Below are 25,743 nucleotides of genomic sequence, written 5' to 3'. Positions count from 1 at the left end.
AAATGAAATATCTGCAATTACTGGTATTGTTTTTTCTATCGAATTTTTGTTTTTCTCAAAATTTGGAATGTGGAGATTTGCTGGAGCAATATGGAATAGAACTCAATAAAGTTGAGTTCACTGGATGTACGCCCGGAACTGGGCAAATTATTTTAGAAGCTGATTATAAAGTTCTAGGAAAAGATTCCGGAGAAATTGAAAGAATTCTAATTGAGAAATTTGGAATGGGCAAACTGAAATTTATTTGTTGTGGTTGGGAACCTGAAAACGGAAAAAGGGGGTATGTTGATAATAAACAATTAAAAGCAATAAATCAAGATTACTTTTTTGAGATTTCAATGTTTGCCAATACAGAAAAGAAAAGTAAAAAAGGTGGAATTGAAATAGAATTTGACAGAAGTAAAATTGATTTCAATTTAAAAGTTAGCATATTAGAAATATAAAACACCCCAAATATTCCAGGGAGTAAAATAGTTTGTCTTTTATGATCGCTTTGTAAAGGATCGTATCTAAACAAGACGTACGTATTGACATCGATGTGATTAAATCAAGCAAGGGTAAAAGGAATAAAAAAGCCTATAAACAAAGAAACCTACTGAAAAAATCAGTAGGTTTTGCCTTGTGATCGCGACAGGATTCGAACCTGTGACCGTCTGCTTAGAAGGCAGATGCTCTATCCAGCTGAGCTACGCGACCAGAATATATTTTTAATCTTATTGTCGGGGTGGCAGGATTCGAACCTGCGACCTCCGCGTCCCAAACGCGGCGCGATAACCGGGCTACGCTACACCCCGAATTTTAGATTAAATAAACACTGCGGAGAGACAGGGATTCGAACCCTGGCAACACTTACGCGTTGACAGATTAGCAATCTGCTCCATTACCACTCTGGCACCTCTCCAAACAATTATTTTCTTAAGAACGGCTGCATTACTGTTTCAAATGCGGATGCAAATGTATAGGATATTAGGGTATGAAACAACATTTTTTAGGAATTATTTTTAAAAAAATGTGATCTTTTTTTTAAAAGATTGAAAATCAGTTTTTTTTAATGCAAGCTTTTTATCCTTTTTTTTAATTGAAATTTCATTAGAACCTAAATACTCCCAGAAGTATTATATATTTGTGTAATCTTGACCTAATTATAATATTATGAATAGCCCTAATAAGCAGTTTAAATTTGTAAAAGTTCTGGTAGTTATCGGTACTACTTTATTTGGAGGAACTTTGTTTGCACAAAAACCGGTATTGTCAGAAGATTTTGATTTTTCTATTGGAGAAAAATACAAACACATAAAAAACTATACGACCTACTACGTAGGGAATGGAAGCCGGTTTATGTCAATTAAAAAAGGAAGAAAAGACATCACTATTCAGCGTTTTTCTTTAAAAGACATGAAAGAAGATGTAAAAAAACGGCAGGTAATAGAAGATAAAGGGGATTTTAATGGTGCGATGAATCTGGATGGAAAAGCGGTTGTTTTCTATAGTAAAAAAAATAAAGCCTTTGCACAGGTAATCTCCCTTACAGGAATTGTAGCAGGAAAACCAGTGCAATTAGTAAGCGAAAAAGAAAATATTAGCGACGATTTTGGTTTTAAAAGTACTTATGGTTTTGATGCAGGAGGACGTATCAATAAGTTTGTTTTTAAAAAATCTCCGAATGGAGAAAAGTTATTGGTGCTATTTAGAGTAAAAACCCCATCTGATGAAGGAGATAAAATAGGGATTAGTGTTTTTGATTCTGAGCTGACCCGACTCTGGACAAGAAAAGTGACATTGCCCTATCCAACAAAGAAGATCAGAGCAGAAGACTTTCTTATTAATAATGAAGGAACGTTTTTTATGACTGCTTCGATTTTTGCAGAAGAGTCATCTGATAAAGATAAGCTGAAAGAAACATATAGAACAGAGTTCTTTAAAATAACAGCAGATGATAAAGAAGTTGTAAAAGCATCAATAGGAGTTCCTAATAGAGCAATTGCCGATGCAGTATTAGGGATTGATGCAGCCGGATTAATACGAGTTACCGGTTTTTATACAACCAAAGATAATAAGGCAATAGCTACGGGACTTTTTTCTACAAAAATAGATAGCCTGGGGAAAGTGGTAGAAACTATTTCCAGTGATATTCCTGGAGAGTTGAAGGAGCAATTTGCAGCTGCCAGAGAAACAAGAATTAATGAAGGTACCCAAAAGAAAACAGATAAAGATGATTTTGAAGATCTACATGTCAATTCATTGTCCTTTAATGCCGATGGAAGTGTTGTTATTCTTGCAGAACAACGATATGTTACTTCACAGACGACATCGAGTTCTTCAGGATCAAGAACAATATATAAGTATTATTACAGGAATATAGTGGCTTCTAAATTGATGACTTCTGGTAAAATAGAATGGATGCATATTCTGCCTAAATATCAAATGGGAACAAGAGGAAAATCAAGTATGTCCTATTTTACATTCAAAGAGTACGGAAAACATTACCTGTTTTATATAGATGATTTTACAAATCTAAAAAGAGGGTTTGAAGAGTTTCCGGCAAAATATTACGATCGAAAAAAAGAGTTTTTATACCTGACAGCATTTGTGATTAATGATGGGACAGGAGAGGTTGTTAAAGAACCGATTCTTACCGGAAGCGATATTAGAAATTCACGCCTTGATTTCCTGAGAGTTAGTCAGGCGGTACGTTTAAGAAATCGAGATATCATTTTTGAAGCTTTTGATGGAAAAAAGAATAATTTATTATTAAAAATCTCTGATACAAAAGAATAATTTCGTTCTCCAGTCATCCGAGGTTTAAATACCTCGTGTATTTGTATCTGGGAGGTATACTTATACAAACATAAAAAAGCATTTTATAAGACCTTATAAAATGCTTTTTTATGTATTTCTCAAAAGTGTTAAATATAGCTAAATTTTAAAATCTTCTTGTTTTTTACGGAATAACAGTAATGTTTTGATGTTAAGTTATTTATTGTTTAAATTTTAATATTAAAGATGTGTTTTTATAGGTATAAAATGTTAAATTTATCAAGACTTTTATCTAACTGACATATCAATGAATATTAAAACTACACGATTAACAAGTGTACTATTATGTACCTATCTTTTTATTTCATGCAAACCAAGTAATTCCGTAGCTGTAGAATCTGAAATAGACAATATTTTTTCTAATAATTGGCAAAATGCCGATTTGACAAATTATTTTTTAGAGGAAGAAATAACATATCAACTAACACCAGAACAACTTTTGACACTGATTCACGCCAATGGGAAAAAAGAATTTAGAATTGTTCCGGGTATCCTGGATGAAGATATTTATCTAAAATTTCACGCAATTGATAAAAAAGGAGCTATTACAGAAGAAGAATGGGCTAAGAATACTATTGAGGTTTCTCCTATAGCATACCTGAATCTTTTACAACAAAAAGAAAGAGATACAATTGTAGAAAATATGACCGATACACCATATAGGATAACAATAGAAGAAGCCAGAAAGTACAAAGATGCCTGGTATAGAAAGAAGAAAGAAGAAATCAATGAAATAACAAAAGTAAATGGAGAAAGAGTAGCGTACTTTACCTTATCCGAAGAACTCGTTCTGCACCTTTCTAATTTAGAAATTGATCATATCAATATATCATGGGGAATAAATAATACTAATACATTAGTAGGGGTTCTTATTCCTATCGGAAAAGATAAAATAATGAATCGAGAAGATGTATACATCATCAATACCCCTACCTCCTCAAGATACGCAAGTAAAAAAATATAGAAAATAATAGTTTATCATACTCAATAGAGAGTAAGCTATTCATAAAATTTTAAAAAGATCACACTACTAGGTGTGATCTTTTTTAGTTTATACAAATCCCCTTTGACTCTAACAGGAAAGCTTTGTTATGAAATATAATGAAATATTTTTGTTGGTTTAGCTACTTACCTTTGTAATATCAAAATAGAATAGACAAACTGTAAAATTTCAAGACGTATAGATTTTTCATTTCTTTTTTGACTCGAAATCTTCGGCCGAAGATGAGATATCACGAATGCTTACTAAGCATTATTAGATCGCATTAAAAGAACATGGGGGGCATTTTCTTTTACTACGCTGTAATGTAAAAAAACATCCGGGATCTCTTTTTTTAAACATGTTTACATACCGATGTGGCCCATAAACATGGGTACATAGTTAGCTGCCTTTTTTAGTAAAAAAGGGAAAGGGGCTTCTTTCTAGTGCTAACATCTTAAGTAGTATTAACCAATTTGTTGTTAAAGGGCTTATTAATGCATCTAAGGTTGATTTAGGGTCCATAACATCAAATTAAAAATTAGCAGATTATGGATAAGGTTATAAAAACAATAATTATTTTATTCAGTACACTTTTTATTTCATGTAGTAATGATGAAACAGTAGTAATTGATTCAGAAAACAACAAAGAACAAACCACCGATTTTGGATGGAATTATAATGATATTTCAACAGTATTTGATCCGCAAAAAGGATACTATATACCTACTAAAAAACTACAAGAAATTGTAGCTTCAGACCAGGTAGTACAAGTTCGGTTTATTCCGGGAGTAATAGAAAATAAGTTGTGGGTCAAAATAGTTAGTTTAAACAGTAAAGAAGAAATTATAGGTCAGTTTTTGGTAGCTCCAAAAGGAACCGATGATATAAAATCAAAATTAGTAAGTATACAGTCCAAACGCTTTAATAAAAATAGTGAAGCAAATAAAATTGTAGCAAGTCATATCTTACAACCTAATGAAGCGATTGATTACCTGAATTCCTGGGGAAGAAAATCTACAACAGATATTGATGATGTAACCATATTAAATGGAGAAAGAATACGGCATTATAGTTTGTCTCCTGTAGTCGTACGACATATGGCAAATCAACCAGTATCCACAATTTATCTGTCGTGGGGAATTAACTACGAGAATAAATTAACTACTGTATTTACTCCCATTGAGAATCATAAAATAAATCTATTTTCAAAAGGGAGTAATGGAGAAAGAGAAAATGCATATATCTATGATTTTTCCCGTCCGTGTCCAACCATGTGTGACATCGGAGGAGATGATAGAATAGGAGGGTAGTGGGCTCCTTTGTATCAATAGATATTGTATTGTATTAAATTGATCAAAAAGGCTTTTATCTCTTGTTTGAATAGGAGCCTTTTTTTTATGTAATGAAGTACTTTTTTGTCAATACATAAATACAATCATAAATAATTATTATACATTAGTAGTAACATAACCCCTAAAAATTGCATATGTTTAAAAGATTGAGAAATTCTTTAGAATTCCCTTTAGAGATTGATAATGTATTAATACTTACTAGCAGTGATTCTCTAAAAATAGAAATTGATGTTTGAGAATTTAGTTGTCTATTTTGGGTATTTGTTATTGATTAGTAATATCTGCCTGTTTTCCTTAAAAATATCAAAGTTAAAAACGGTTTATAAAATTTTTTATGCGTACTTACTTCTCACATTTATAATTCAACTGAGTACCGAAATTTTATTTTTAAATGGAAAAAACAACCTGTTTTTATCACACTTTTATTTAGTAGGACAATTTGTATTACTGAGTTTATGTTATAAAATGCTATTTATACGAAAAAGATTAAAACAATGGGTTTTTTGGACCACACTACTTGTTTTGATAATATTATTTATACAATATATACTGAGTCCTGAACTATTTAAGGTTTTTAACCTTACTGAGGTTCTAATTACTGCGTTGGTATTGACTACCTATGCAATCTTATTTTTGTTTAGAAGCCTGGATAGTTCTACTGAATTTATTTATATTAATATAGGCACCCTGATATACATACTTTGTAGTGCCTTGATATTTGCTTCAGGAAATTTAATGACAGAATTAGACCCGATGGTCAATAAGGTAGTTTGGGTGGTTAATGGAGTCTTATATATCATATTTCAAATTTTTATTTTTATAGAATGGAGAAAAAACTGTTAGCAGAAGATTCACAGATTATTGTCATCATTTTGGTGGCTATTACAGTACTATTATTAATGGCTGTAGCATTGATTATTTTCTTTTTCTTTTCAAGAAAGAAAATTGTAGCTGTAGAATTGGATAAAGCTAATCTGCTAATATCCTATCAGAAAGATGTACTTCATGCTACCTTAGAAACCCAGGAAGAAGAACGAAAGCGAATTGCACAAGATTTGCATGATGCAATTAGTGCAAAACTCAATGTAGTTAGTCTAAGTACGAATATGTTAATTGATGGGAGCTTGAACGAACAAGAACAAAAAGATATGATGGAACATATTCTTACTGTGACGACCAATACCCTTGAGAGCTCCAGAAGACTAGCTCATAACTTATTACCTCCAATATTAGAGAACTTTGGATTACAAGCAGCTTTAGAAGAGTTATGTGATGAATTTATACAGAGTAAGCAACTAAAAGTAGATTATAAAATCACGTATAATAACTCGTTGGAAAAGAAGGAAGAACTCCATATATTTCGGATTGTTCAGGAGTTTTTGAATAATGCCGTTCGTCATGGAGAAGCTACAGAAGTCTCATTGATAATGGAAGATGGCAAAGAGGGAATCAAAATCAAGTTTACGGATAACGGAAAAGGTTTTGACCTAAAAGAAATAAAAAAGAGAAAAGGAATAGGGCTTAAAAATATAGAAAGCCGCATTGAAATATTAAAAGGCGCTATCGAATACTTTAGTGAAAAAGGAGAAGGAGTCACTTTTAATATTACAATCAAAAAAATATAGATCAGAATAACCAACTTATATTGATACACGATGAAAAAGGAAAATATACGATTAGCCATTGCAGATGATGAGACGTTGTTTAGACAAGGAATCGCTTTTATTTTAGATAAAGAAACCAATATAGATATTTGTTTACAGGCAGAAAATGGAAATGATCTTATCCAGCAACTTAATGATATGAGAGAATTGCCGGAAATAATCCTGATGGATTTAAAAATGCCTTATTTAAATGGGGTAGAAACGACTAAAGAAGTACGAAAAAAATTCCCGGATATTAAAATTATCGCCTTGACGAGTTACTATTCAAAACCATTTATCAGTAATATGATCCGTCAGGGAGCCGTTGCGTATTTAGCCAAAAATGCATCACCAACAAAAGTAATAGATACAATTAATCAGGTGGCTTTAAAAGGCTTTTATTACGATGATAATGTGATGAGCATTATACAGGAAGCATCGCTAAAAGCAGATAAAAGCAAAAAGTATGATGAAGAATTTCTGACCAAAAGGGAACGAGAGGTATTAAAACTAATTTGTGAGCAGAAAACAACCATAGAAATAGGAGAGCAGCTTTTTATTAGCCCGAGAACAGTAGATGGACATCGCAATAATCTTATGATAAAGACAGGATCTAAAAATATAGCAGGTTTGGTTATTCACGCAATAGAACATCAGATTTTTATGAGTAATCTGGAGTTGTAAACAGCTAGCTAATTACGCTTTTTTGCAATGAATACTAATTTTTGCTCCGGTAGCATCTGTGGTAAAAAATAAATAATCTGTTCCTCCGTCTTTTATTTTTAATTTTTTACGAAGGTTAGCGACTGTTTCATTAAAATTCCGCACAGTAATATTTGCTTTGGTAATGGCATTAGCTTTTAAATTTTTCTTATGATAGGGAGCATGTGATATAATTTCAAAACGCCTTCCTGGAAAATCAATGAGCATGTCAGATGTATACAAGTGAGAATGCGGATGAAGTTTATCCAGTCCATAACGAGTTGCAACACATTTAAATGCCCCGCTTTTTAGGATTGCAGCATTAGGCTCATATAAGTATTTTTTAGGAGAACTAAAGGAGCAAGAAGCAGTGACTTCTTCCTCTATGGAAAAAGAAAATAATTTCTGTTGGTCATTAGTAATATTGCAACTCGTAATGTGTACTTTTCCTATATAATCTTTGGACAATACCCATATTAACTCCTTGACTTCATTCTTAACAGCAACACAGTGAATTTCTTTTACGAATTGTAGTGACTTAATTCCGGTTTGAATATCCAGCAGAGGAGATGTTTTTATTAAAACGTTGGTACTTCGCGAAAATAACAAATCAATATGTTTAGGAACATCTGGTAAACAATCTTCCAGAAAAAAAACCTTTCCTTTGATATCATTTCTTCTCGAGGGATCAATATAAATCCAGTCATATTGATATTCCTGATTTTGCAAATAGGAAATAGCATCTCCTGTATGAGTAACAATATTTGAAGCACCTAAAGCACTAAAATTATGAGTAGCGATAACACTTAGTGATTCATTGAGTTCACAATGGGTTACTTTATTAATGACTTTAGAAAAATAATAATCATCAATACCCAACCCCCCTGTAAGATCAATTAATCGCTCCCCGGAAACTAATTTGCTCTTATACAGCCCTGTCAGTTCTGAAGAAGTTTGTTCCATATTAATGGAAGGGGGATAATAAATCCCCTTTGTATGATACCAAAGCGAAAGCTTATCCTTCGCCTTTAAACGCCCTTTTATCTGTTGTGCTAACTCTTGACTAGAAATGTCTGAGAAGGGACTACCGGAAAGAATAAGTTTACTAATATCAATCGGCTTAGAAGATTTTTCATGTATAAAATCTTGCACTTCTCGTTGTAGAATAGCAGCATTCACTGGCGTTTTATTTTTTGATTAGAGGAAATTACTGATTAGGATTATAGTCCTTTTGTTAGTTGCTTAACGATTTTGTATTCGGATAAGAATTCTTTAGAAATAACCTTAATAGCAGTATAAAAAGGAACAGCGACAATTAAACCGCTGATCCCGAATAAGGATCCGAATATGAGTATAGCAATAAAAATTTCCAAAGGATGTGATTTAACACTGTTTCCGAATATAAGAGGTTGATTGGCAAAATTATCGATCAGTTGAATGATAAGATACCCGATAAGAATGTATGTTAGTTTAGGAAGAATCACTGTAGAAAAATCCATACCCAGATTACTTGTTGTAGCAAGGATTAACACCAATATACCGCCAAATAAAGGACCTATATATGGTATTAAATTAAAAATGGCAGCTATAAGTGCTACAGCAATAGGATTGTGTACTCCAAATATCAAAAACAGAATTGTATATAGGGTGAATAATATCAATACTTGTAATAACAGTCCGACAAAATAACGAGATAATAAATCTTTAATCTTGGTAAAGGCTCGCATAAATTTTGTTTCGTCTTCTTTTTTAGCAAAAACCAATAAACTATTTTCTAGCAATTGGCTGTCTTTTAATAGAAAAAAAGAAATGAATAGTATGGAGAAAAGACCTATTAAAACAGCTCCAAACCCACTTAAGAAAGAATTGATAAGATTAGGGATGATTTTTAAATCCAAATATTTCATCAAATCAGTCTGCTTCAGTACTTCTAATAAATTAAGTTTATTTATGTTGAAATAATTACTCACTTCCTCATTTAGTCTGTCGAGATCATCTCCGATTTTATTAATATTTATTTCACCTATCAATTGTCCTTGTTCTGTAATGATAGGAACAAATAGTAAAAATATACTTAGAAACAGGGCAATAGTAATAAATAGGGTAAAAACTACAGCAAGTGTATTATTAAACTTTAATTTTCTTTTGAGAAATAATACCAAAGGTCGCCCCATTAGAGAAATTACAGCAGCAAAAGCGATATATACGAGTATGGATTGTATTTTATAAAGAAACCAGAGAAGCAATAGAATCCCTATAAGTATGCTTACTGCTCTAAGGATACCATACGCAATCGTTTTTGAATTCATAAGTAAGGAGTTATTTACTTTTTAATAGTATTAGTAAGGATAAAAATACAAAAATGTAGGAGATGTCGGTAAGAAAAAAGATTCCGAAATATCATGGTACTGTAGATTTGATATTTCGGAATCAGAACTCTAATAAACCGTTTTAGTGGTTTATTAGTCGTAAGTGTAAGTGAAAACTTTCTTTTTGTTTCATTTATATATAGATTTTTTTATAAAAAAATGAAGAAAACCCATTGTTTGCAGGGGATGGCAGCTTCATAATGAGCTGTTTTTTTCTGGGATTTTTTTGATATGTTCCAAAGAACCGACGCCAGAACCTTTTTTCTAACTTAGTATGCTGATCAAATTAGGAAAAGTTCTTACTAAATGCTCAATATAATAGTTTTAGCATGTGCAATGGATTGTTGTTCCTTCCTGTTTTCGGGTGCCTTCTGTAGCATATCCGTCAAATTTCCACCATTCTATACCTCCCAGAAGTTCTTTTACAGCAAAACCTAATTGTGCCATTTTTAAAGCCCCTTTTGTAGAGGCATTACACCCAATTCCATCACAATAGCAAATGTAAGTTGTTTTTTTATCCAGATGGCGCGTTGTTATTTCATTCATTTCTGCATGAGGAATATTAATAGAATTAGGGAGGTGTTCCTGAGTGTAACCAGAAGCCTTTCGAGTATCAATGATGATTATATTATCTTTATTCTCAATAGCGAGAAATAAATCAGCAGCATCTATTTCATATGCAAGTTTGTCCTGATAGTATTTAATTTGTTCTTTCATGATAATTATATATTGAATGTGTAGTAAAACTACAATCAGTAGATCGGTCTGTCTAGAAAGAACGATGAATTAAAATACACCTAAGCTGATTATTTTTCAGGCATCAGTTTTTTAGTAATTTCATGAAGGGCAATTGCTGTGGCAGTTGCTACATTCATACTACTGTTATTACCATACATGTTGATATGAATACTGCTATCAGAGATATTGAGTACGCTTGGAGATACTCCCATGTTTTCCTCTCCGATCACTAACGCAATTTTTTGATTTTTTTGGATAGAGCAGGTTTGAACAGGGATGCTGTTTTCTGTAATTTCTAAGGATAAAATCGTATATGCCTGTTCTAATAAGGTATCAATAACTTCTGTGATAGTATCTGCTTGTTCATATGCTATATATTCATGGGTGGATCTGGCTGTTCGTTGCATCCGTTTACTGATAATAGTAATATCTTCTCCACAGAAATATATTTTTTCGATACCAAAACTATCTGCAATTCTGAATAAACTTCCAATATTAGCTGGAGAATTTACGGCATCACAAACAAGAACAATTGGAAATCTTTTTTTGATGAAGGTAGTTTCTGCACGATGGTGTTGTAGCTGAGAATTCATAGGGAGGTACTTTTGTTTAAATAATAAAAAAAGAGGAATGCTTAGTTTTCAAAAGCATATTTAATGATATTAGCGCCCATTTGTAGGGCTTTTAACCGTACTTCCTCTGGGTCATTATGAATCTCCGGATTTTCCCAGCCATCTCCCAGATCACTCTCGTAAGTAAATAAGAGAATTAATCGATTTTCATGTATAATTCCGAATGCCTGCGGTCGTTTTCCATCGTGTTCATGAATTTTAGGGAGTCCTTTCGGGAAGGTATAAACGGTAGAGAATATAGGATGTGTATTAGGAATCTCTACCAATTCCTTATCTGGGAATACCTTGACTAATTCTTTTCGGATGTATGGATTCATCCCGTAGTTATCGTCAATATGTAAAAAACCACCACTGAGTAAATATTTTCTAAGGTTTTCAGCATCATTTTCTGAAAAGAAAACATTACCATGTCCTGTCATATGTAAATAGGGGTACTGAAAAATATCAACACTCTCCGGTTTTACAGTTTTAGGCTTAGAGGCAATGGTTGTTTGTATCTGTCTGTTACAAAAAGTAATTAGATTAGGTAAAGCAGTAGGATTGCTATACCAGTCTCCACCTCCTTTGTATTGTAATATGGCAATATCCTGACCAAAAGAAAGAAACGAACATAAAAAAACAATAAAAAGAGCTGTAAGTTTAGTCATTGTTGACGTCTAAATTTATAGAAATAAAAGTAGTAAAATTAAATAAATACTGCGAAAAAAACGGAATATGTATATAAAGAAGTTGTTGATTTGTATAGGAAGTATTGTTTTGATGGGTTATCAAAGTGTTGCACAGGAAGAAAAACCATTTGTTTTGTTAGAGTTATTCACTTCTCAGGGGTGTAGTAGCTGTCCCCCTGCAGATGACCTGCTTAAACAAATAACCAAAGTCTACAAAAATGAAAATGTATACGCATTATCATATCATGTAGATTATTGGAATCGATTGGGGTGGAAAGACCCTTTTAGTAAAGAAGTGTATACTGATTATCAACGGGAATATGCATATGAATGGAATAGTCGATCCGTGTATACTCCGCAATTGGTTGTCAATGGAACAATGCATTTTGTCGGGTCTGATAGTAAAAAGGCAGAACAGTCTATAGCACAATTTTTATCCAGAAAACCGGATACTGGGATAGACTTAAAAGTTACAAAGTTATCAGATGAGGAAATTAAAGTTACTTATTCTACAGTTAATACTACTGATAAAGATAAAATAGCTATCGTATTAGTGGTAGAAAATAGAACAACAACTGTAGTTCGCGGAGAAAACAGAAATAGAACATTGGAAAACAGCAATATTGTAGCTTATAAAAAAACAACTTCAGAGTTAGAAGGAGAATGTATAATAGTGATTCCAGATTGGGTGACAACAAAAGATAAACTGGCTATTGTCGGGTTTACTCAGAATCCGAAGCTGAAGATTACTGCTGCTACCAGAGAACAATTACAATAGGTTCAGGAATGAAACTGTATGAGTAGCCACAATGGCAGCAGTTTCAGTTCGCAATCGTGTTTCACCGAGTGTAATAGGAGTAAAGTTATTTGTAAGCGCAAGGTCAATCTCTCTGGGAGAGAAATCTCCTTCCGGACCAATAAGTATTAAAGTGTTTTTACCGGATTTTAAGGTATCTTTTAAAGATTGTTTATTCGTTTCCTCGCAATGAGCAATAAATAATTGATCTTCATCTTTAGAACGGGTTATAAAATCAGTAAGTGAAATTGCAGGATTTAATGTAGGAAGATGCATCTGTAGGGATTGTTTCATAGCACTCTGAATAATGCGTTCAAATCGTTCAGCCTTGATCACTTTTCTTTCACTGTGATCACAAATAATAGGGGTGATTTCATCAATACCAATTTCAGTAGCTTTTTCTAAAAACCATTCATAGCGATCGTTCATTTTTGTAGGGGCTACAGCCAGGTGTAATCGATAGGGTTTTGAAGGATATTTTGTTTCTTCAGAAATCTGAACAACACATTTATTGGGAGTACAGAAAGTGATTTCTCCGGTAAATAAAGATCCTTTTCCATTAGTGATTTGTAATATATCTCCTTCTTTTTTTCGCAAGACTTTGGTAATATGTTTGCTTTCTTCTCTAGAAAAAGTGTATGTCGAAGAAGCTAAAATATCTGCACTAAAAAATAATTGCATAAAATAATAATAAAAAAGTGTTACAGTTTGCTTTTGGCATGTTCTAATCCCAATTCAATCCATTCCTGAAGTTGCATTTCTGTAATGAACCCTTCTTTAGCGACATAAACAAATTCTTTCATAGGTCGTTTAGTAAAGTCCATTGGTCTTACGAATGGAAGAGATAGTTGTTTTTCCATTTTATCAGCTAAAACCCTCACAGCGAGCTCTTCTTTAATAATTCCCAGAGTCATTTTTCCTTTGTATAAAAAAGCGAGTCCTCCAAACATTTTCTTCTCACTGAATTCTTCAGGGAATATAGATAAGGCAGTTCGAATGCGAGTTGCTAAATGTTCGTTGTAGCTCATAGAGTTATATTTTTATACGGGCTTGTGCAATAGCACTCATATCAGTAAAATCCTTCTTCAGGTATTTCAGGTACCCCACAATTGCGATCATAGCCGCATTGTCTGTAGTGTATTCAAATTTAGGGATATATGTTTTCCACCCGAATTTATGTTCTCCGCTTTTTAGCGCAGCTCGTATTCCGGAGTTAGCAGAAACACCTCCACCAATTGCTATTCTTTTAATTCCAGTTTCTTTAGAAGCTTTTTTTAATTTATCAATTAGGATATTAATAATAGTATATTGGATAGAAGCACAAATGTCTTCCAGGTTTTTCTCAATAAAATCAGGGTCATTTTTTGTTTCCTTTTGAATGAAATAGAGGATGGCTGTTTTTAGCCCGCTAAAACTGAAGTTGAGACCATCTACTCTGGGTTTGGTAAAAGAAAATGCCTTAGGGTTTCCTTGCTGTGCGTGTTTATCAATCAAAGGTCCTCCCGGATAAGGAAGTCCGAGAATTTTAGCACTCTTGTCAAAAGCTTCTCCTACGGCATCGTCAATAGTTTCCCCGATAACCTCCATATCAAAATGGCTGTTCACTTGTACGATTTGTGTATGCCCTCCACTAATGGTCATGGCGATAAATGGGAATTCAGGAATGTCATATCCCTCTTCTTTTATGAAATGAGCTAAAATATGTGCCTGCATATGATTAACATCAATTAATGGGACATCTAAAGCTAATGCCAAAGATTTAGCAAAAGAAGTTCCGACAAGTAAAGACCCCATTAACCCGGGACCTCTGGTAAATGCAATTGCATCGATTTGCTCTTTGTTAATATTTGCTTGCTTGATCGCCTGATCAATTACGGGAACGATATTTTGCTGATGTGCTCTTGAGGCCAGTTCTGGAACAACCCCACCATATTGTTCGTGTATTTTTTGAGATGCAACAACATTAGATAATATCTCGTCATTATGAAGTACAGCAGCTGATGTATCATCACAAGAAGATTCTATTCCTAGAATGTAAATATTTTGTCTGTCCATTATGAGGAAAAGGGCATAGAAATTGTTAATATTGTCAGCAAAGTTAAAAAATAATACGGATCAGAAAATCAGGGAAAATATTGATCAGGGTCTTTTTAGGCCTATTACTGTTTTTTATAGCAATAATTATATTGTTTTCTATTCCCCGTGTCCAAACTTTTATAGCAAAAAAAGCGACAAATTACCTTAAGGATACTTATGATGTAGAGCTGGAAATTGGGCGAATCGGTATTGGGTATTTAGGGAGTGTTGATCTAAAGGAAGTTCTGGCATTGGATCATCATGGCGATACATTGCTTTATGCCGGAAGCATACAAACCTCTATTCTCAATCTAAGGGAGATCAGTAAAGGACAACCCGAATTAGGAGAAGTCGCTATAAAAGATTTATTTTTTAACATGAAAATTTACAAAGGGGAGGATAGCGATAATCTCATGACCTATATACGTAAATTTAATACCGGGAAAAAGAAAACATCCAATGCTAAATTTATATTGACCTCTGGTCGTGTCACTATCCAGAATGGACGATATTATTATACGGATGAAGATTTACGATCCCCAGAGGTAATACGATATGATGATATCATATTAGATTCGGAAGGGATTCGGATAGATGACGGAGATTTTTATATCACTACCAATGTATTGTCTTTTAAGGATAGGAGGGGGCTTGTTGTATCTAACTTGCAAACGTCATTTTCTATCAAACCAGATCAGATGCATTTTGAAAACCTGATACTGGAAACCCCTGACTCAAAAGTAAAAGCCGAAATTGATTTTTCTTACCAACCAGAAGACTTGATTGATTTCGAAAACAAGGTACAAATTAAGGCAGATTTTAAAGAAGGAACAGTGTCGACTAATGATTTGATTCCTTTTTATGGAGAGTTTGGCAAGAATCAGATGCTGAATATCAAAAAGACAAGATTAACAGGAACTCTAAATGATTTTAGATTACATAAGGCATTTATAAAAGGATTGGACCGATCAGTCATTAAAGGAGATATCCATATAGAAAATGCACTATCTGATGATGTTAGTAAATTTAAATTAGAAGGAGAATTTACAGAACTCGCCACGAATTATTATGATTTAATAAACCTATTGCCGGAACTACTGGGAACTTCACTTCCCAAAGAGCTATACAAGTTTGGGAATGTACGGGCAGAAGGGAATGCTATTGTTACCAGAAATGTAGTCGATGTAGATATGGATCTGTTTTCTCATTTGGGGAAAGTCAATGCTTTTGTATTATTAGGAAAACTAAATGATGTAAAGAATGCTACATATAATGGAAATATAATCTCTTCTAATTTTAATATAGGAAAACTAATCGGTAGAGAAACAGTAGGGAAAGCTGCTTTTAATATCCATGTCGATGGAAGTGGATTCGAAATGGCAACAGTAAATACCAAAGTAGAAGGAGATATAAATTCTTTAGTAATAAACGGATATGGATATTCCAATATCAAAATATTAGGAAGCCTGAGAGATCCGGTTTTTGATGGTAAATTAACGTCTAATGATCCGAATGCAAATTTTAGATTTAATGGGATTATAGATTTTTCTGAAACGATTAACACCTATGATTTTGTAGCCAATGTAGACCATCTTGATTTGCATAAACTCGGTTTTATCAAAAAAGATTCAACTTCTATTCTCAAAGGGGACGTGATCATGGATGTCAAAGGGACAGGGATTGATGATGCTTTTGGAACGATCTCCTTTGCACAGACCTCATATGAAAATAAAAATGGGGCGTATTATTTTGAAGATTTTGATATCACTTCTAAATTTAATGAAGAAGGAGTGAGAACAATTTCTATGAATAGTCCGGATATTATTGAAGGAAATGTAAAAGGCGTTTTTAGAATAGAAAATGTGTATGATTTATTCCGTAACTCTATCGGAAGTTTATATACGAATTTTGAAGCAAATGAGATAACAGACAATGAATTCATGGAATTCAATTTTAATATCTATAATAAAATCATAGATGTTTTTATTCCCGAAATAGAATTTGCTCCCAATACATTTATAAAAGGAAAAGTAGAAAGTGACGATGCCGAATTTAAACTCACTTTTAAGTCTCCCTCGATACAACTATATGATAATACGATGCATATGGTCGATATTCAGGTAGATAATAAAAACCCGATATTTAATACGTTTGTATCTATCGATAGTGTTGACTCAAAGCATTATAAAGCCTCTGAATTTAATTTGGTGAATGTAACTCTGAATGATACACTCTTTATTCGTTCTGAATTTAAAGGAGGAAAAGGAAATGAAGATAGCTTTAATCTCGAATTGTATCATACGATTAATGAAGATAATAAATCTGTTGTAGGATTTAGAAAATCAGATCTAACATTTAAAGGTTATACCTGGTATGTCAATGAGCGAAAAAGCAAGCGGGGTAATAATGTAATCTTTGATAATAAATTTACAAAGGTGGATATTAACTCTATTGTCTTAACTCATAAAGATGAGCAGATACGTGTCAATGGAGTTATTGATGGAAAAGACGATAAAAATGTAGAAGCGTCTTTTATCAAAGTTGATCTCAATAAAATTATACCTGATATAGAAAATCTATTACTTAATGGAGAAGTCAATGGGAATGTGACGATTTTTCAGGAAGGCGGAAAGTATTTTCCTTCTTCTACCATTAAGATTGATAGCCTGGAAGTAAATAAACATTCTCTAGGAGAGCTGAGAATGAATATTGCGGGAAATGAATCACTAACCCAGTATAGAATCAATAGTAGATTACTCGATAAAAGTCATAAAAAGACATTCTCAGCCTTAGGGATGGTAGATGTGCAGGAATCAGGTTCTGATATGAAGATAAATGTTGATCTTAATGAGTTTGATATCTCGTGTTTTAGCCAATTAGGGGGGATTGTTTTTGAAGATTTAAGAGGATTGGTTTCAGGAAAAGCAACCATTAATGGAAGTTATAAAGATCCTGCGATTGATGGCATGGTTACACTTAAAAAGGCAGGATTAAAAATTCCGTATCTCAATGTGGATTTTGATTTTGAAGAAAATGCAAGAATGCTCCTTCAAAAGCAACGTTTTGTTTTTGATGAGATTAATATCATGGATACCAAGTATAAAACCAGAGGTATTTTAGGAGGCTATATTGAACATAAACAATTTTCTGATTGGTATTTAGGGTTAAATATTTTAGCAGATAGGATGGTTGCGCTGGATACAGAAGAGGAAGAAGAATCCTTGTACTTTGGAACAGCTTTTATTAGTGGAGATGCTTCTATAAAAGGACCAATTAATGGATTAGTTATCGATGTTAATGCCCGGTCAGAAAAAGGAACTATCTTCAAAATTCCATTAAAAGACTCAGAGTCATTAGGAGATAACTCCTATATCCACTTTCTCAGTCACGAAGAGAAAAAAGCACGATTAGAAGGCAAAGATATCATTGTTGAAGACCTGAATGGATTAGCGATTAATTTTGATCTTGATGTAAATGATAACGCCGAGGTAGAAATCGTAATTGATAAAAAGAATGGAAGTTCTCTAAAGGGGAGAGGTGCAGGAAACTTATTGATTGAATTAAATACAAATGGGAAATTCAATATGTGGGGAGATTTCCACGTATATGAAGGAACTTATAACTTTAGATATGGCGCTTTAATAGAAAAAGTATTTACAGTTAGTAAAGAGAGTGATAATAACAGTATCAACTGGGATGGGAGTCCTACACGTGCGATTCTGGATCTGAATGCTATTTATAAAACAGAAGCCAATCCCGTAGCATTGCTGGAAAATTCAACGATTAACAGAAAAGTACCTGTTGAGGTAGTTGTTTATCTAAAAGGAGAATTGATACAACCAGAATTGAATTTTGATATCCGTTTTCCGAATTTGAGTTCTGTTATAAAAAGTGAATTGGAATATAAATTAGAAGATAAATCTACAAGAGATTTTCAGGCACTGTCACTTCTTACACAGGGGCAGTTTTATAACGAGTTAAACCTGGGACAAAACTTAATTACAGGAAACCTGGTAGAACGCGCATCCAGTTTAGTAAACGATATTTTTGCAGGCGAGGATGATAAGTTCAAAGTGGGACTAAATTATGTGCAGGGAAATAGGGGGATCGATAGTGAAACTTCTGATAAGTTTGGAGTTACCTTATCTACTAAAATAAGTGATCGAATCTTGATTAATGGTCGTGTTGGGGTTTTAGTAGGAGGAGTAGACGAATCTGTAGTGGTTGGTAATGTAGAAGCCGAGTATTTGTTTAATGAAGAAGGAACCCTGAGAGGAAAAATATTTAATCGGGAGAACGAAGTACAATATGTAGGAACTCCACAAGGGCATAAACAAGGGATAGGACTTTCTTATTCTGTAGACTTTGATAATTTCAATGAATTGTGGAGAAAAATTTTTAAAAATAAAAAACAACGGGATTCTATTCCTAAAATTAAAGACTCTACAAAGATAAAAGCCCCAGATTTTATTAATTTTACTAAAAAAGACGAAAAGTAGAACGAGATAGTAACTGTTTTTTTAGAAGACAGATGCATATTGACGAAATATAATATATGGCTAAAAGTATTAAGACAATTGGAGTAATGACATCGGGAGGAGATTCTCCCGGAATGAATGCGGCAATACGTGCAGTAGTGAGAGCATGTGCCTATTATGGGATTAGGTGTGTAGGGTTTTATAGAGGATATCAGGGAATGATCGAAGGAGACTACACAGAAATGACTGCCAGAAGTGTTCAGAATATTATTAGCAAAGGAGGAACCATATTAAAATCAGCACGTTCGGAAGAATTCAGAACCAAAAAAGGGAGAGAAAAAGCAGCAGCACAATTAAAAGAAATTGAAGTAGATGCAATGGTATTGATTGGAGGAGATGGGACCTTTACTGGAGGGCGAATTTTTAGTAAGGAATATGAAATACCTGTAATAGGTGTACCAGGTACAATTGATAATGATATTGCCGGAACCAATTTTACGATAGGATATGATACAGCCTTAAATACGGTGGTTGATGCAATTGATAAGATCCGAGATACTGCGAGCTCTCATAATCGATTATTTTTTGTAGAAGTAATGGGGAGAGATGCCGGCTTTATAGCATTAAATAGTGGAGTAGGAGCAGGAGCAGAAGAAATTTTGATACCAGAAGAAGACTTGGGACTCGAACGCTTGTTAGAATCTTTAAAAAGAAGTAAGCGTTCAGGGAAATCTTCAAGTATTGTAGTAGTAAGTGAAGGAGATAAAACCGGGAAAAATGTGTATGAACTGGCAGATTATGTGACAGAACATCTTCCAGATTACGATGTAAGGGTAACTGTATTAGGGCATATGCAGCGAGGAGGAAAACCATCTTGTTTTGACAGAACCTTAGCAAGTAGATTGTGTGTCAAAGCAGTAGAATTACTCTTGGATGGTAAAGAAAACCTGATGGTTGGGTTGGTCAATAATCAGGTAACTACAAGTGAATTTGATAAAGATTTCAAAGAAGGTCATGGGATTAATAAAGAATTATTGAGGATATCAGATATTCTATCCGTATAGGAACCCCTTCATAAGAATTTTTTTAAAAAAAGTGGTAAAGGAGCAATCTTTTATCACTTTTTTTGATTCCTGTAAGTGTCCGTACCTTCCATATGATTTAGATCATAAATACATGGTGTTTTCAGCATATAATTTTGTGATATAACATAAAAACAAAAATGATTATGAAGAAAATATGGATAGGATTTATAGCCGTTGTAGCACTATCTTTTATGATATTGATATGGGTGGGCGTTAAGATTTATCAGGAACAACCACCAATACCGGAACAAGTCATAGTAGAACAAACAGAAGAGGTGCTTTTTACGAAAGCACATATTATGAGAGGACAAAACGTATGGGAGTCCATTGGGGGAATGGAAGTAGGTTCCATATGGGGGCATGGGAGTTATGTAGCTCCGGATTGGAATGCAGATTGGATTCATAGAGAAGCTGAATTTTTATTAGAGCGATGGGCAAAACCGTTAGGAAAACCATATAAAGAATTATCTGAGGAAAAAAAAGGAATGCTCAAGGGGAGGTTAGTGTCTCAGATAAAAACCAATACCTATGATACCATAAGTAAGACGATCTCTATATCCCAGGATAGAAAAGAAGCTATTGTAGCTAATATGCAGCATTATTCGTCTATTTTTTCAAAAGGGCATGAGGAATATGCAATCCCCAAAGAAATGCTTACGGATGCCTCTAAATTACATGATTTGAACGCTTTCTTTTTCTGGACCTCTTGGGCGGCATCTACAAATCGAATGGAGGATGTTATCACGTATACTTCTAACTGGCCATATGAACCACTCATCAATAATACAGTATCCGATGATTCACTAATATGGTCCGGTTTTTCAGTTATATTACTCTTATTGTGTATTTCTCTTATGGTGTGGTATCATATAAAAAGTCAACATGCCAATGAAGAACAAGTAGAAGTTCCGTCAATTAATCCTTTAAGCTCCATTGTTTTAGTCAGGTCCCAAAAAGCAGTATTGAAATATTTCTTTATTGTTACACTTTTAATTGTTTTACAAGTAGTATTAGGAATCGTAACCGTGCATTATGCTGTAGAAGGACAAGCATTTTTTGGTTTCGAATTATCTAAATTTTTGCCCTATACAATCAGTAGAACCTGGCATACACAATTAGCTATTTTCTGGATTGCTACCGCCTGGTTAGCAACAGGGTTGTTTATCGCTCCTATTATAAGTGGAAAAGAGATGAAATTTCAGGTTTTTGGAATTAATTTTCTGTTTATAGCATTACTTATCATCGTAGTAGGATCCATGATAGGAGAGTGGCTTGGAGTAAAACAATATTTAGACTTGACACTTAATTTCTTCTTTGGTCATCAGGGATATGAGTACATGGATCTGGGACGATTTTGGCAAATATTTTTGGCAATAGGTTTGATCTTGTGGATGTTTTTAGTCGGGAGACATATTGTGGTTGGAATTAAACGTAGAGATGACTCCAGAAACTTATTGATTCTTTTTCTTATTTCAGTAATTGCGATTGGTTCCTTTTTCTTCTCAGGTTTGATGTATGGAGAAAACTCTTCTTTATCAGTGATTAATTATTGGAGATGGTGGTTAGTACATCTCTGGGTAGAAGGTTTTTTCGAAGTATTTGCCACAGCTGTGATTGCATTATTATTCACTAAAATGAAATTGTTACATGAAAAAACAGCGGGACGGGTAACAGTCTTATCAGCCATTATATTTTTGGCAGGAGGGATTATAGGAACCCTACATCACATTTATTTTTCAGGAACACCAGTACATGCAATCGCTTTTGGGGCAACTTTTAGTGCCTTAGAAGTAGTACCTCTGACACTTGTAGGGTATGAAATTTGGGAAAACTGGAGCTTGTTAAAATTAAAAGATTGGGTAAGACAGTATAAATGGCCTATTTATTTCTTTCTATCGGTATCATTCTGGAATATGCTGGGAGCGGGGATTTTCGGTTTCTTGATTAATCCCCCGGTAGCGTTATATTACATTCAGGGATTGAATACAACGGCAGTTCATGCACATACAGCTTTATTTGGGGTGTATGGAATGTTGGGAATGGGATTGGTCTTATTCTGTGTGCGAATCGTCTCAAAGACCGTATGGGATGATAGATTATTGAAAATAGGATTCTGGTCATTAAACATAGGATTATTGGCAATGATGGTTTTTAGTGTACTACCACAAGGGATTATACAAGCCATTGCTTCTATGAAACACGGATATTGGTATGCCAGAAGCTCAGAATTATTATACTCACCATCAGTTCAGATAATTAAATGGTTGCGAATGATAGGAGATATTATTTTCTCTGTCGGAATAGGGTGTTTTTGTTGGTTTGTAGCAAAAGAAACACTATTTAGTATGTTAGGAAGAAAATCATAAATATAATGAAAAGAGCATCGCTGTATTTTTAGACAGTGGTGCTCTCTAAATAAGTTAACAATGAAAAGAATTATTCCCTATTTAGTAATTATCACTTTTATTTGGTTAGGATTTGTACTGGCCATTAGTTTTATGGAAGCTCCACTGAAGTTTAAAGCTCCTTCTGTTACTATGGCAATAGGAGTAGATATTGGTCGCTTGGTATTCGGGGCATTAAATAAGGTAGAAATCGTATTTAGTTTGGCATACCTTTTTGGAATTAGGTACTATTATATCATAGAGAAAAGAATAGGATATATTATGCTTGTAATACTTGTAATTGTACTAATTCAAACAGTTTACTTACTCCCGGTTTTAGACAAGTATGCCTTGTTAGTTATATCAGGAAAAGAATCTCCTTCTTCAATACCTCATATTGTATATGTGGTTTTCGAAATAGGGAAGATAGTATTACTAGCACTGATAGGATATAAACAATTACTAGTATTTAGAAATGTTGGAAAGAAGAGGATCTATCAGCATTAAGATATAAAATAATATCTATATAAAAATGAAAAAGCAGTTATGATTTTACTGGCTAAATGAAAAGAAAAATCTGGAATATTAAGCTTGTATTAAGAACAGAAGTAGTCGTTTTTTAATTGATGAATTCCTATAGTTTCGCGGAATTATTAATTAAAAATTTAATAAAATGAAACAAAACTTCACACTAATTGTTTTTTTATTGTTAAATGTGTGTTTTGGGTATTCCCAGGATATGAACACATTTCTGACGAAAATCGAACGAGATAATTCAGACCAGTTAGAAACTTATTTTGATACTCGTTTAGCTCCTTTTTATCATGGGGTAGCTTCTGGAGACCCACTAGAAAATGCAGTAATAATTTGGACTAGAATTACTACGAATAAAGAAGCGGTTTCGGTAGGTTGGAAAGTAGCTACAGATCCTGAAATGAAACAAATCGTTAAGAAAGGAGAAATTGTCACAAATCAGGAAAAAGATTATACGGTTAAGATAGATGTAACAGGTTTATCTTCATATACAACTTATTATTATCAGTTCGAAGCGATGGGAGTGTCGTCAATTATAGGAAAAACAAGAACTACTCCAGCAGCAAATGAATTAGTCGATAACGTAAGATTTGCAGTGGTATCTTGTTCTAATTATCAGAATGGATACTTTAATGCATATGATAAGATTGCTGATAGAAGTGATATTGATGCAGTGATACATTTAGGTGACTATATTTATGAATATGAATCAGGAGGGTATGGATACAACAGCAATTTAGGTAGAGGACATCTGCCTAAACACGAAATTATAAGCTTGCAAGATTACAGAGTGAGATATTCGTATTACCGATTAGATCCAATGCTCAGAAATATTCATCAGCAACACCCATTTATCAATATTTGGGATGATCATGAGTTTGCCAACGATGCAAATAAATATGGAGCACAGAACCATAGCCCGCTGACAGAAGGAGACTGGGAAATAAGAAAAAATAATGCATATAAAGCATACTTTGAATGGATGCCAATACGTGCGAATTCAATAGATCAGTACAGATTATATAGAAAAATTTCATATGGTAAGTTGATGGATCTCATCATGCTGGATACAAGAATTGAAGGAAGAGATACACAGATTAGTAGTTCCAAAAATTTAATCAGTGCAGCAAGCTCAAATAAAGAGTTTAAATCATATGCCAAGAATGTCATAGCTGCCAAGGATATTACGAATGAATCAGATGTTAGAGAGATTTTGTCTAATGTACTTCCTTTACTATTAGAGATCTCAGATGCGCCATCTAAAAAAAACGGTCTGTCAGAAGAGGAATTCGAGAGAGTAGTAACACTGTTTACAAAAACAATTCTCCAGCGTAAAAAATTAGACAGATCCGATAGAGAAGTAATAGAATTAGATGGTTTGCTTAAAAAAGGTATTAAATATGATACATCATATAATACCGATAAAAACACTAGAAATTATAAGTCAATCTTAGGGAAAGAGCAATTTGATTGGTTAGTAGAAGAATTAACCGCATCTAAGGCAAAATGGAGAATAATAGGAAACCAAGTAATGGTGATGCCATGGAAAGGAGTTCCTTCTAATGATGCATGGGATGGCTATAAAGAAGAAAGGAACCGGTTGCTAAAAAAACTTAAGGAACATCAGGTGGATAATACAGTAGTCCTGACAGGTGATATTCACAGTACGTTTGTTGGAGAAATAGCTTATGAAGGAGAATGTCAACTGTGTGAATTTGTCGTTCCTAGTGTAACTTCTCAAAATCTGGATTTTCTGGGAAATATTATTAGTGCAGCTGCAGAATATTATACCAAATTAATAAACAAACATATCAAAGATGTAGATATGGACAATCATGGATATTTTATTTTGGACGTAAAGGAAGATAAGGTACAGGCAGATTGGTATGATATTGAGGAATTGAAAAAGCCGGTATCAAAAGAAAAAAGATCCAGAAGTTGGTATGTAATAGATGGAGTGTGCAAATTACAGGAAGCAAGGACTTCAGCAGTTGCTATAAATGGGGTAAAGAGGTATCCGGATATTTTGGAAAATAAAATAGAAAAAAATCATAAGCAAGAAGGAGATTTTACGGTCATTGGCGTATATCCTAACCCGATGTATCGCGAAGGAAATATCCATTATATCGTACATAAAGAAGGGCAGGTGAAAATTTCTTTGTATGACACTTCAGGAAGGTTACTGCAACTATTATCCGATAGAAGAACAGTGGCAGGAATTTATAATTTATCTGTTGATATCAATGCAATTCAATCAGGACAATATATTCTCAAATTCGAATCGGGAAAAAATATTGCTCAAAGAAAAATCATTATAAAATAAATTTGCAGTATATGAATTACTTCAGAAAAGGAGATTAAATATCATATATGGAAGAGAATTTTAATTTTGAGACTCATTCCGGTGTATGTAGCTCTCAATTATCTAAAAAAATATAATTAAAAAGGTTTTTTATTTATAAAGATAAAAAACCTTTTTAGCTCTGT

21 protein-coding genes and 3 tRNA genes are annotated in these 25,743 nt (G+C 33.5%); 12 read left to right on the top strand and 12 right to left on the bottom strand.

Annotated elements, in window-relative coordinates; all coding sequences use genetic code 11:
• Positions 1-2: 2 nt before the first annotated feature.
• Positions 3-443 (top strand): DUF4952 domain-containing protein, encoded by a 441-nt coding sequence (locus HN014_RS19575; protein WP_176030522.1) that lies wholly within the window; start codon positions 3-5, stop codon positions 441-443.
• A 179-nt stretch (positions 444-622) separates the two neighbouring features.
• On the opposite strand, the gene HN014_RS19570 is transcribed toward HN014_RS19575, so the two are convergent.
• The 3 genes from HN014_RS19570 to HN014_RS19560 all read right to left on the bottom strand — a co-directional run bounded on the left by HN014_RS19570 (position 623) and on the right by HN014_RS19560 (position 901).
• Positions 623-696: transfer RNA gene (locus HN014_RS19570), tRNA-Arg, on the bottom strand.
• A 23-nt stretch (positions 697-719) separates the two neighbouring features.
• Positions 720-794 (bottom strand) — tRNA-Pro (locus HN014_RS19565).
• Positions 795-817: 23 nt separating this feature from the next.
• A tRNA-Ser gene (locus tag HN014_RS19560) sits at positions 818-901 on the bottom strand.
• 251 nt (positions 902-1,152) lie between these two features.
• On the opposite strand from HN014_RS19560, the gene HN014_RS19555 reads away from it, so the two are divergent.
• The 3 genes from HN014_RS19555 to HN014_RS19545 all read left to right on the top strand — a co-directional run bounded on the left by HN014_RS19555 (position 1,153) and on the right by HN014_RS19545 (position 5,109).
• On the top strand, positions 1,153-2,778 hold the full coding sequence (locus HN014_RS19555) for a hypothetical protein (protein WP_176030521.1): 1,626 nt from the start codon (positions 1,153-1,155) through the stop codon (positions 2,776-2,778).
• 286 nt (positions 2,779-3,064) lie between these two features.
• Complete coding sequence (locus HN014_RS19550) at positions 3,065-3,781, top strand: hypothetical protein (protein WP_176030520.1); 717 nt, start codon at positions 3,065-3,067, stop codon at positions 3,779-3,781.
• 566 nt (positions 3,782-4,347) lie between these two features.
• Positions 4,348-5,109: a hypothetical protein gene (locus HN014_RS19545; RefSeq protein WP_176030519.1), complete on the top strand. Its 762-nt coding sequence runs from the start codon at positions 4,348-4,350 to the stop codon at positions 5,107-5,109.
• Positions 5,110-5,819: 710 nt separating this feature from the next.
• Here HN014_RS19545 and HN014_RS22760 read toward each other — a convergent pair.
• Entirely contained in the window at positions 5,820-5,951 is a 132-nt protein-coding gene (locus HN014_RS22760) for a hypothetical protein (RefSeq protein WP_303246385.1), read from the bottom strand.
• A 24-nt stretch (positions 5,952-5,975) separates the two neighbouring features.
• Between HN014_RS22760 and HN014_RS19540 the strand changes: the two genes are divergently transcribed.
• Positions 5,976-6,776, top strand: coding sequence for a sensor histidine kinase (locus HN014_RS19540; RefSeq protein ID WP_176030518.1), 801 nt, complete (start codon positions 5,976-5,978; stop codon positions 6,774-6,776).
• 30 nt (positions 6,777-6,806) lie between these two features.
• On the top strand, positions 6,807-7,478 hold the full coding sequence (locus tag HN014_RS19535) for a response regulator transcription factor (protein WP_176030517.1): 672 nt from the start codon (positions 6,807-6,809) through the stop codon (positions 7,476-7,478).
• A gap of 12 nt (positions 7,479-7,490) precedes the next feature.
• Here the strand turns inward: HN014_RS19535 and HN014_RS19530 are convergent, their stop codons facing one another.
• The 5 genes from HN014_RS19530 to HN014_RS19510 all read right to left on the bottom strand — a co-directional run bounded on the left by HN014_RS19530 (position 7,491) and on the right by HN014_RS19510 (position 11,882).
• Entirely contained in the window at positions 7,491-8,675 is a 1,185-nt protein-coding gene (locus HN014_RS19530; RefSeq protein WP_176030516.1) for a class I SAM-dependent methyltransferase, read from the bottom strand.
• A 41-nt stretch (positions 8,676-8,716) separates the two neighbouring features.
• Complete coding sequence (locus HN014_RS19525; RefSeq protein WP_176030515.1) at positions 8,717-9,805, bottom strand: AI-2E family transporter; 1,089 nt, start codon at positions 9,803-9,805, stop codon at positions 8,717-8,719.
• Positions 9,806-10,189: 384 nt separating this feature from the next.
• On the bottom strand, positions 10,190-10,582 hold the full coding sequence (locus HN014_RS19520) for a rhodanese-like domain-containing protein (RefSeq protein ID WP_217704349.1): 393 nt from the start codon (positions 10,580-10,582) through the stop codon (positions 10,190-10,192).
• Positions 10,583-10,671: 89 nt separating this feature from the next.
• On the bottom strand, positions 10,672-11,196 hold the full coding sequence (locus tag HN014_RS19515) for a TrmH family RNA methyltransferase (RefSeq protein WP_176030514.1): 525 nt from the start codon (positions 11,194-11,196) through the stop codon (positions 10,672-10,674).
• A gap of 41 nt (positions 11,197-11,237) precedes the next feature.
• Positions 11,238-11,882, bottom strand: coding sequence for a DUF4159 domain-containing protein (locus HN014_RS19510; protein WP_176030513.1), 645 nt, complete (start codon positions 11,880-11,882; stop codon positions 11,238-11,240).
• Between the two features lie 67 nt (positions 11,883-11,949).
• On the opposite strand from HN014_RS19510, the gene HN014_RS19505 reads away from it, so the two are divergent.
• Positions 11,950-12,681 carry a thioredoxin family protein gene (locus tag HN014_RS19505; protein ID WP_176030512.1) on the top strand — a complete coding sequence of 244 codons (732 nt, stop codon included), beginning with the start codon at positions 11,950-11,952 and terminating at the stop codon, positions 12,679-12,681.
• Here HN014_RS19505 and HN014_RS19500 read toward each other — a convergent pair.
• Genes HN014_RS19500 through tsaD form a run of 3 tightly spaced genes read right to left on the bottom strand, consistent with a single transcriptional unit; the run spans position 12,673 to position 14,754 of the window.
• Positions 12,673-13,380 carry a 16S rRNA (uracil(1498)-N(3))-methyltransferase gene (locus tag HN014_RS19500; protein WP_176030511.1) on the bottom strand — a complete coding sequence of 236 codons (708 nt, stop codon included), beginning with the start codon at positions 13,378-13,380 and terminating at the stop codon, positions 12,673-12,675. The two genes, HN014_RS19505 and HN014_RS19500, sit on opposite strands and share 9 nt — an antisense overlap.
• Before the next feature lie 20 nt (positions 13,381-13,400).
• Entirely contained in the window at positions 13,401-13,727 is a 327-nt protein-coding gene (locus tag HN014_RS19495; protein ID WP_176030510.1) for a TfoX/Sxy family protein, read from the bottom strand.
• A gap of 4 nt (positions 13,728-13,731) precedes the next feature.
• Complete coding sequence (tsaD, locus tag HN014_RS19490; protein WP_176030509.1) at positions 13,732-14,754, bottom strand: tRNA (adenosine(37)-N6)-threonylcarbamoyltransferase complex transferase subunit TsaD; 1,023 nt, start codon at positions 14,752-14,754, stop codon at positions 13,732-13,734.
• 131 nt (positions 14,755-14,885) lie between these two features.
• Here tsaD and HN014_RS19485 point away from each other — a divergent pair, with 131 nt between their 5' ends.
• From HN014_RS19485 to HN014_RS19465, 5 genes are all read left to right on the top strand, one after another.
• Positions 14,886-19,274: a translocation/assembly module TamB domain-containing protein gene (locus HN014_RS19485; RefSeq protein WP_254884044.1), complete on the top strand. Its 4,389-nt coding sequence runs from the start codon at positions 14,886-14,888 to the stop codon at positions 19,272-19,274.
• Between the two features lie 56 nt (positions 19,275-19,330).
• The gene (pfkA, locus tag HN014_RS19480; protein WP_176030508.1) at positions 19,331-20,317 is read left to right on the top strand and encodes a 6-phosphofructokinase; all 987 of its coding nucleotides are present in this window, start codon (positions 19,331-19,333) and stop codon (positions 20,315-20,317) included.
• Between the two features lie 164 nt (positions 20,318-20,481).
• Positions 20,482-22,704 (top strand): nitric-oxide reductase large subunit, encoded by a 2,223-nt coding sequence (locus tag HN014_RS19475; protein ID WP_176030507.1) that lies wholly within the window; start codon positions 20,482-20,484, stop codon positions 22,702-22,704.
• Positions 22,705-22,764: 60 nt separating this feature from the next.
• Entirely contained in the window at positions 22,765-23,229 is a 465-nt protein-coding gene (locus HN014_RS19470; protein ID WP_176030506.1) for a hypothetical protein, read from the top strand.
• 166 nt (positions 23,230-23,395) lie between these two features.
• Entirely contained in the window at positions 23,396-25,579 is a 2,184-nt protein-coding gene (locus HN014_RS19465) for an alkaline phosphatase D family protein (protein WP_176030505.1), read from the top strand.
• The last annotated feature ends 164 nt before the right edge of the window (positions 25,580-25,743 follow it).

The organism is Aquimarina sp. TRL1 (assembly GCF_013365535.1).
In the GTDB taxonomy this organism is placed as follows: Bacteria; Bacteroidota; Bacteroidia; order Flavobacteriales; family Flavobacteriaceae; genus Aquimarina; species Aquimarina hainanensis.
This window is presented reverse-complemented; position numbering and strand designations above follow the sequence as displayed.

Coding starts and splice junctions, on each gene's coding strand:
- HN014_RS19575 (WP_176030522.1), top strand. CDS start 3: ATGAAATATCTGCAATTACTGGTATTGTTTTTTCTATCGAATTTTTGT.
- HN014_RS19555 (WP_176030521.1), top strand. CDS start 1,153: ATGAATAGCCCTAATAAGCAGTTTAAATTTGTAAAAGTTCTGGTAGTT.
- HN014_RS19550 (WP_176030520.1), top strand. CDS start 3,065: ATGAATATTAAAACTACACGATTAACAAGTGTACTATTATGTACCTAT.
- HN014_RS19545 (WP_176030519.1), top strand. CDS start 4,348: ATGGATAAGGTTATAAAAACAATAATTATTTTATTCAGTACACTTTTT.
- HN014_RS22760 (WP_303246385.1), bottom strand. CDS start 5,951: ATGATATATAAGACTCCATTAACCACCCAAACTACCTTATTGACCATC.
- HN014_RS19540 (WP_176030518.1), top strand. CDS start 5,976: ATGGAGAAAAAACTGTTAGCAGAAGATTCACAGATTATTGTCATCATT.
- HN014_RS19535 (WP_176030517.1), top strand. CDS start 6,807: ATGAAAAAGGAAAATATACGATTAGCCATTGCAGATGATGAGACGTTG.
- HN014_RS19525 (WP_176030515.1), bottom strand. CDS start 9,805: ATGAATTCAAAAACGATTGCGTATGGTATCCTTAGAGCAGTAAGCATA.
- HN014_RS19520 (WP_217704349.1), bottom strand. CDS start 10,582: ATGAAAGAACAAATTAAATACTATCAGGACAAACTTGCATATGAAATA.
- HN014_RS19515 (WP_176030514.1), bottom strand. CDS start 11,196: ATGAATTCTCAGCTACAACACCATCGTGCAGAAACTACCTTCATCAAA.
- HN014_RS19510 (WP_176030513.1), bottom strand. CDS start 11,882: ATGACTAAACTTACAGCTCTTTTTATTGTTTTTTTATGTTCGTTTCTT.
- HN014_RS19505 (WP_176030512.1), top strand. CDS start 11,950: ATGTATATAAAGAAGTTGTTGATTTGTATAGGAAGTATTGTTTTGATG.
- HN014_RS19500 (WP_176030511.1), bottom strand. CDS start 13,380: ATGCAATTATTTTTTAGTGCAGATATTTTAGCTTCTTCGACATACACT.
- HN014_RS19495 (WP_176030510.1), bottom strand. CDS start 13,727: ATGAGCTACAACGAACATTTAGCAACTCGCATTCGAACTGCCTTATCT.
- tsaD (WP_176030509.1), bottom strand. CDS start 14,754: ATGGACAGACAAAATATTTACATTCTAGGAATAGAATCTTCTTGTGAT.
- pfkA (WP_176030508.1), top strand. CDS start 19,331: ATGGCTAAAAGTATTAAGACAATTGGAGTAATGACATCGGGAGGAGAT.
- HN014_RS19475 (WP_176030507.1), top strand. CDS start 20,482: ATGAAGAAAATATGGATAGGATTTATAGCCGTTGTAGCACTATCTTTT.
- HN014_RS19470 (WP_176030506.1), top strand. CDS start 22,765: ATGAAAAGAATTATTCCCTATTTAGTAATTATCACTTTTATTTGGTTA.
- HN014_RS19465 (WP_176030505.1), top strand. CDS start 23,396: ATGAAACAAAACTTCACACTAATTGTTTTTTTATTGTTAAATGTGTGT.